The sequence below is a fragment of the Nitrososphaera sp. genome (assembly GCF_050748925.1).
Lineage (GTDB): Archaea > Thermoproteota > Nitrososphaeria > Nitrososphaerales > Nitrososphaeraceae > Nitrososphaera.
In genome coordinates this window covers 1-5127 of sequence record NZ_JBOGQF010000119.1, presented here as the reverse complement: position 1 = coordinate 5127, position 5127 = coordinate 1, and the positions used below count along the sequence as shown (strand labels likewise).

Annotated in this window: 8 protein-coding genes; 6 read left to right on the top strand and 2 right to left on the bottom strand. The window is 53.9% G+C overall.

What is annotated here, in order from left to right; translation table 11 throughout:
- The 5 genes from ACREAY_RS09525 to ACREAY_RS09505 all read left to right on the top strand — a co-directional run.
- The coding region (locus ACREAY_RS09525) for an aspartate aminotransferase family protein (RefSeq protein ID WP_431755536.1) at positions 1–601 on the top strand (601 nt) is incomplete at its 5' end.
- Positions 591–1019, top strand: a complete 429-nt coding sequence (lysM, locus tag ACREAY_RS09520) for an HTH-type transcriptional regulator LysM (protein ID WP_431755535.1) — start codon at positions 591–593, stop codon at positions 1017–1019. The genes ACREAY_RS09525 and lysM, both read left to right, overlap by 11 nt.
- Before the next feature lie 268 nt (positions 1020–1287).
- Positions 1288–2415 (top strand): multicopper oxidase domain-containing protein, encoded by a 1128-nt coding sequence (locus tag ACREAY_RS09515; protein WP_431755534.1) that lies wholly within the window; start codon positions 1288–1290, stop codon positions 2413–2415.
- A 124-nt stretch (positions 2416–2539) separates the two neighbouring features.
- Positions 2540–2809, top strand: coding sequence for a winged helix-turn-helix domain-containing protein (locus ACREAY_RS09510; protein ID WP_431755533.1), 270 nt, complete (start codon positions 2540–2542; stop codon positions 2807–2809).
- A 31-nt stretch (positions 2810–2840) separates the two neighbouring features.
- Positions 2841–3239 (top strand): DUF6659 family protein, encoded by a 399-nt coding sequence (locus ACREAY_RS09505; protein ID WP_431755532.1) that lies wholly within the window; start codon positions 2841–2843, stop codon positions 3237–3239.
- Positions 3240–3338: 99 nt separating this feature from the next.
- Here the strand turns inward: ACREAY_RS09505 and ACREAY_RS09500 are convergent, their stop codons facing one another.
- A complete protein-coding gene (locus ACREAY_RS09500) occupies positions 3339–3797 on the bottom strand; it encodes a 50S ribosomal protein L15e (RefSeq protein WP_431755531.1) in 459 nt (152 codons plus the stop codon).
- A gap of 40 nt (positions 3798–3837) precedes the next feature.
- Positions 3838–4767: a hydroxyacid dehydrogenase gene (locus tag ACREAY_RS09495; protein ID WP_431755530.1), complete on the bottom strand. Its 930-nt coding sequence runs from the start codon at positions 4765–4767 to the stop codon at positions 3838–3840.
- A gap of 28 nt (positions 4768–4795) precedes the next feature.
- On the opposite strand from ACREAY_RS09495, the gene ACREAY_RS09490 reads away from it, so the two are divergent.
- Positions 4796–5127 (top strand): hypothetical protein (locus tag ACREAY_RS09490; protein ID WP_431755529.1); only part of this gene is annotated, 332 nt, incomplete at its 3' end.

Here is a 5127-nt window from a genome sequence, read left to right as displayed (position 1 = left end):
CTTGATACCCAAGATCCGCGAGATATGCACGCGCAGGGGCCTCGTGCTGATATTTGACGAGATACAGGCAGGCCTCGGGAGGACGGGCAAGATGTGGGCAGGCCAGAACTGGGACACGACGCCGGACATCATCTGCCTTGCAAAGGGCATAGCCGGCGGGGTGCCGATGGGCCTCGTGATGACTCGGCCGGAGATAATGGACGCGATAAAGCTGGGCGAGCACTCGTCGACCTTTGGCGGCAGCCCCCTGGCTTGCGCCGCCGGCTCGGCAACGATAGAGGCACTGACTACAGACGGCCTCGTCGACAACGCCGCCAAGACAGGCAAATATTTCAAGGAAAAGCTGATGGGACTGAAGGAAAAGCACAAGGTGATCCGAGAAGTGCGGGGCCTCGGCATGATGCTGGGCGTCGAGCTGCGCTTTGAGGTCAAGGACGTGCTCTTTGACGGAATCAGCCACGGGTTGCTGATGCTGTACTCGGGAAGGAACATCATACGCCTGCTTCCGCCACTTGTCATGGACGAAGCGACGGTTTCCCGCGCAGTTGAAATAATGGACGCGGTACTGACAAGGGAGGAACAGAGGAGAAATGTCCGTTAGCAACATAGACAAGACAGACGAAAAGATAATCCGCATAATGCAGGCCGACTCGAGAAAGGCGTTCGTGGACATTGCCAACGAGATAGGGCTTTCCGAGTCTGCTGTCAGGAGGCGCGTCAAGAACCTGGTGGACTCGGGCGCCATCAAGCGCTTTACAATAGAGCTTGGCGCAAGCGACAAGACCAGCGCGATCACGCTCATCTCTGTCAGCTCTACCGCGGACACGTCGGCAGTCTCCCAGAGGCTGATGAAGCTTGCAGGCGTCGAGGTAATCTACGAGATAACCGGCCAGTATGACATCGCGGCCATCATCGCGGCGCCGGCGATAGGCGAGATAAACAAGTGCATCGACGACATACGCAAGATAGAAGGCGTATCGGACACCAACACTGTCATCATCCTAAAGACGATGAAGTGACGTTCCCTTTTTCTCGCCCAAGCCGTAAAAGTCACTTTTTTTCGTGATTTTATCGTCCGGCGCTGGGATTCGCGGCCTCCTTCATTTTTTGCCCGAATCGCGAATAAGCTTGTTTATTGCAGAAATGGCGTCGGCAGCCGTCGTGAAAGGCAAATGCAAAATTTACATAGTTTGCACATACTTTTTTGCTCTTGCCTTGACATTGATGAATATACTATACTATTGTTATCTATAAAAGATATATACATCCTATATAGAAAAGTCATCGATGAACAAGGCGATCATAGCTGGTATCGCCGCCGGTATTCTGGTAGTGGGGCTTGTTTTTAGCCCGGTCTTTAATGGCAACCCACTGTCAGCAGTTGACGCAGCAAGTCACACCGGCGCGCACAGGCATGTCACCCTGATAGCGAGCGAACAGGCAGTCCAAGTGGCTCCTGACAACGCCCTGCATCCGGGTGGACTGATGTACAACGCAATGGTCTTTAACGGCACAATCCCGGGTCCGGTAATTGCCGTGAACCAGGGCGACACACTTGAAATAACGCTGAGAAACGACGGCGAAGTCATACACAGCCTCGACTTCCACGCGGGCATTGGCCCAAGCAACGCACTCTCTGGCAACGTCGGTCCGGGAGAGGAAAAGACATGGACGCTCCAAGCAAACACTGCGGGCGCATTCCTGTACCACTGCGGCGCTGATGGCCTGCTCGGAGTATGGGAGCACATTGCCAACGGCATGTACGGCGGCATCGTCGTGCACGCACAGAAGGAGAAGCCGGCAAAAGAGTTCTACGTGGTATTCGGTGAAATCTATAACGGCGAAGACGCAGGCCTCTTTGCAGGCGACAACTCGACAGACACCGCAGGCAGCTTTGACCTCGGCAAGTTTGCAGCAGACCAGCCAGACCTGGTGCTGACCAACGGCATGGCTCACAAGTACGTGCCGGCAATCGGCGCTTCGACACAGCTCCCGCTCAACCCGGAGCTTTTGGCTGAGATGAACGCAGGCAACCTGACAAACTTCTTCAAGGTCAAGCCGGGCGAACTGACAAGATGGTACCTCGTCAACCCAGGTCCCAACGGATACGTCGCGTTCCACTTTATCTCTGGAATGATGGACGTGAGGGACGGCTCTGTCAGAGGCAACTATGGTAACGTAGACAGGCAGGACGAGACGTGGACTATCCCGCCAGGCTCTGCCACGGTGATTGAGGCCACCTTCCCAGAAGAGGGCATCTACGTGGGCGTAGACCACAACATGAACCACGTCGTGAGGGGCGCTGCATTTGCAGTCGTTGCAACAAACGGTGCAACTGCCGACGACCAGCCGCCAGGTTCGTGGGTAGAGTCCAAGGCTTCTCTCAAAGAGAACGCAATGATGATGGAGAACTAGTTCTCCACATCCTCTTTTTCTTTTTTCATTCACGCCTAAACTTTGTTACAGTTGATAACGCCGGCTATACTGCAGCATAACTTTCCTTCCTAAGGGTTAAATCCGCTTTAATGGAAATTAATTCGTGAAGCGTGCTTGGGTGGACATTATAGCAGACATCCTGTCAAATGCGCAAGGCGGAGACAACATTACTGACATCATGTACAACACGCGGCTTTCGTATGCGCACATGAAGACGTACCTGAAGATGCTCATCGAAAACGGCCTTCTGGCACAGGACTCGCCGGCCAAAAAAGTGTACAGGACCACCGCAAAAGGCTCTGAATACCTCGAAGTGTACCGCAGGATCAGGAGCCTTGCCTTCCCAAAAGAGCAGGCGCGCCGGCCCAAATAGAGTCATATACTTGCAAGTCAAAATACAGCCAATGTCCAGGCCACATGCCGACCCTGACGCGCAAAAGTACCGGGAAAGGTGCAACCAGATAATTGCGATTTCGCCCAAGATACGCTACGCAGGAATCATGAACAAGTTTGGCAGGACCATCGCCGGCGCGCTCCGCAAGGGCGTCGTGCCGATGCTCAAGCCGGAAGAGGCAAAGAGCGAATACTTTATCGAGGCGGCCAGAAGCCAGATGCGGAGGAACTTTGAAGGTTCGATCGGCAGGACCGAATACTCGTTTACAGAAAACCAAAAGGTCAAGATTGTGACAGTGCCAAGCGGGGAGAGCTTTGTCTACATCACGATGGACAAGGATACGCCCCTGGCAGAGGTGGCAAGAATAGTGGAGTCAGCCCGGAAATCCCTGGATAATCTCCCGGCATAATGATGTCATTGTAGAAACCGCTTGGATGCTGAAGGCCGGCTTATAAAAATATAAAGGCCGCTGGCCGGGCCAGCGCAAATTGCGATAGGCTACAAATAACTACTTGGCAAACGCCTTCATCTTGCCCCGCATCTCTTTGTCCTTCGAGATTGCCGGGTGGCTCGGGTCTGCCATGATTACCTCAAACCAGTAATACATGCCGTCCTTGTGGACATAGTACGAGCCGAGGACTTCCATGTTGGGGTATTTTTCATTGACCCTCCTCTCTGCTACTTTGCGCATGCTGATGCCCTGCTTGATGTGGACGACGCCAAGGTGCTTGGGCCTCCTGCCTGCTACCGGCCTCTGCTTGCGCATGCCGCCCCTGCCGACGCGGATCCTGACTACGGTGATGCCCTGCTTGGCCTTGTAGCCCAGCCTCCTCGCCCTGTCGAGCCTGCTCGGCCTCTCGATCCTGTTGATCGTCGGCTCTGCCCTCCAGGCTATGGCCTTGGACTTTAGCTCGTCTGAATTGTTCTTCCACATCCTTGTCCAAGTCTCGGCCATATAGCTGCGCATTATAGCGATCTCCTGACTCCTCGCCCTTTATAATCTAATCCTAAATGACGCCCCGGAGCATCTGGATTACCTTTTCCGCAATTACTATTGACGCCAGCTCCTGTGCCTCCCTGGTCTGCGCGCCGATGTGGGGCGTGCAAATAACGTTTTGCAGGCCCACCAGCAGCTTGTTTGTCGGCGGCTCTACCTCAAAGACGTCAAGCGCCGCTCCGGCGAGCCTGTTTGCCTTCAATGCCTCATAGAGGGCGTTTTCGTCTATTATCTCGCCCCTTGAAGTGTTGACCAGGTACGCGGTCGGCTTCATCCGGGCAAAGCGGTCGGCGTTGAACATGTGCTTTGTCTCCGGTGTGGACGGCACGTGGCATGTGATGAAATCAGAACTTTCTAAAAGAGTGTTCAGGTCGGTGACCACCATCCCGGTCTCGCTGACAAACTCGCGGCTTATCGGGTACGTGTCATAGCCGATGAGGTTCATCCGGAGCGCCTTTGCCATCCTGCCGATGTTGCGGCCAATGTTGCCGACGCCCACTATGCCGAGGTATTTGCCTGACAGCTGCGTCCCCATCAGGTCTTTTTTTATCCAGTTGCCCTTTTTGTTTTCAGAATCGGCCCTTGGTATGCTCCTTGCAAGCGCTATCATGAGGCCGATAGCCAGCTCGGCGACGGCAATCGACGCCGCCTCCGGCGCGTTTATCACCCTGATCTTTTTTGCCTCGGCCGCCTTGACGTCGACGTTGTCAAGCCCAACGCCCACCCTTGCGATTATCTTGGCGCTGGAGGCGTCGATGACCTCTTTAGTGACCTTGGTCCTGCTCCTTACAATTATCACGTCATAATCCCTGGCAGCTGCCACCAGCTCGGCCGGCTTTATCTCGGGCTTGTAGTCCACGACAAGCCCGGCGCGCTTTAGGCTGTCAATGCCTGCCTGGTCGATGGAATCGCAGACAAGGACCCTGCCACTGACTTGCATGCGACAAGAGAATTCTGGTGATAATATATTGTTAATGGTAGCGAAAACACACGATAATTTTTATGCAATGCACCAGAGAGCGGATTCTGCGGAAACTGAGAGCGAAATAGGAACTGCAAAGCAGTCTACAGCACCGTCCAATATAAACAACTCCATCTACGGCTCAAAGAAGCGGTTGAAGGCCGATTACAGTCGTTACTTGGTTGGAAGGTCCTACCAGTTGTTCAAGAGGGGAATCAAGACCAAGATGACCCTTGTCTTTTATGACCGTATGCTTTATCTATTCTGCAGCCATGTGGGCATGACAACTGAGGAAATAGTCGAGAAGTATGGACCCTATATCAAGATAGAGGGCAAGAA

Coding starts and splice junctions, on each gene's coding strand:
- lysM (WP_431755535.1), top strand. CDS start 591: ATGTCCGTTAGCAACATAGACAAGACAGACGAAAAGATAATCCGCATA.
- ACREAY_RS09515 (WP_431755534.1), top strand. CDS start 1,288: ATGAACAAGGCGATCATAGCTGGTATCGCCGCCGGTATTCTGGTAGTG.
- ACREAY_RS09505 (WP_431755532.1), top strand. CDS start 2,841: ATGTCCAGGCCACATGCCGACCCTGACGCGCAAAAGTACCGGGAAAGG.
- ACREAY_RS09500 (WP_431755531.1), bottom strand. CDS start 3,797: ATGCGCAGCTATATGGCCGAGACTTGGACAAGGATGTGGAAGAACAAT.
- ACREAY_RS09495 (WP_431755530.1), bottom strand. CDS start 4,767: ATGCAAGTCAGTGGCAGGGTCCTTGTCTGCGATTCCATCGACCAGGCA.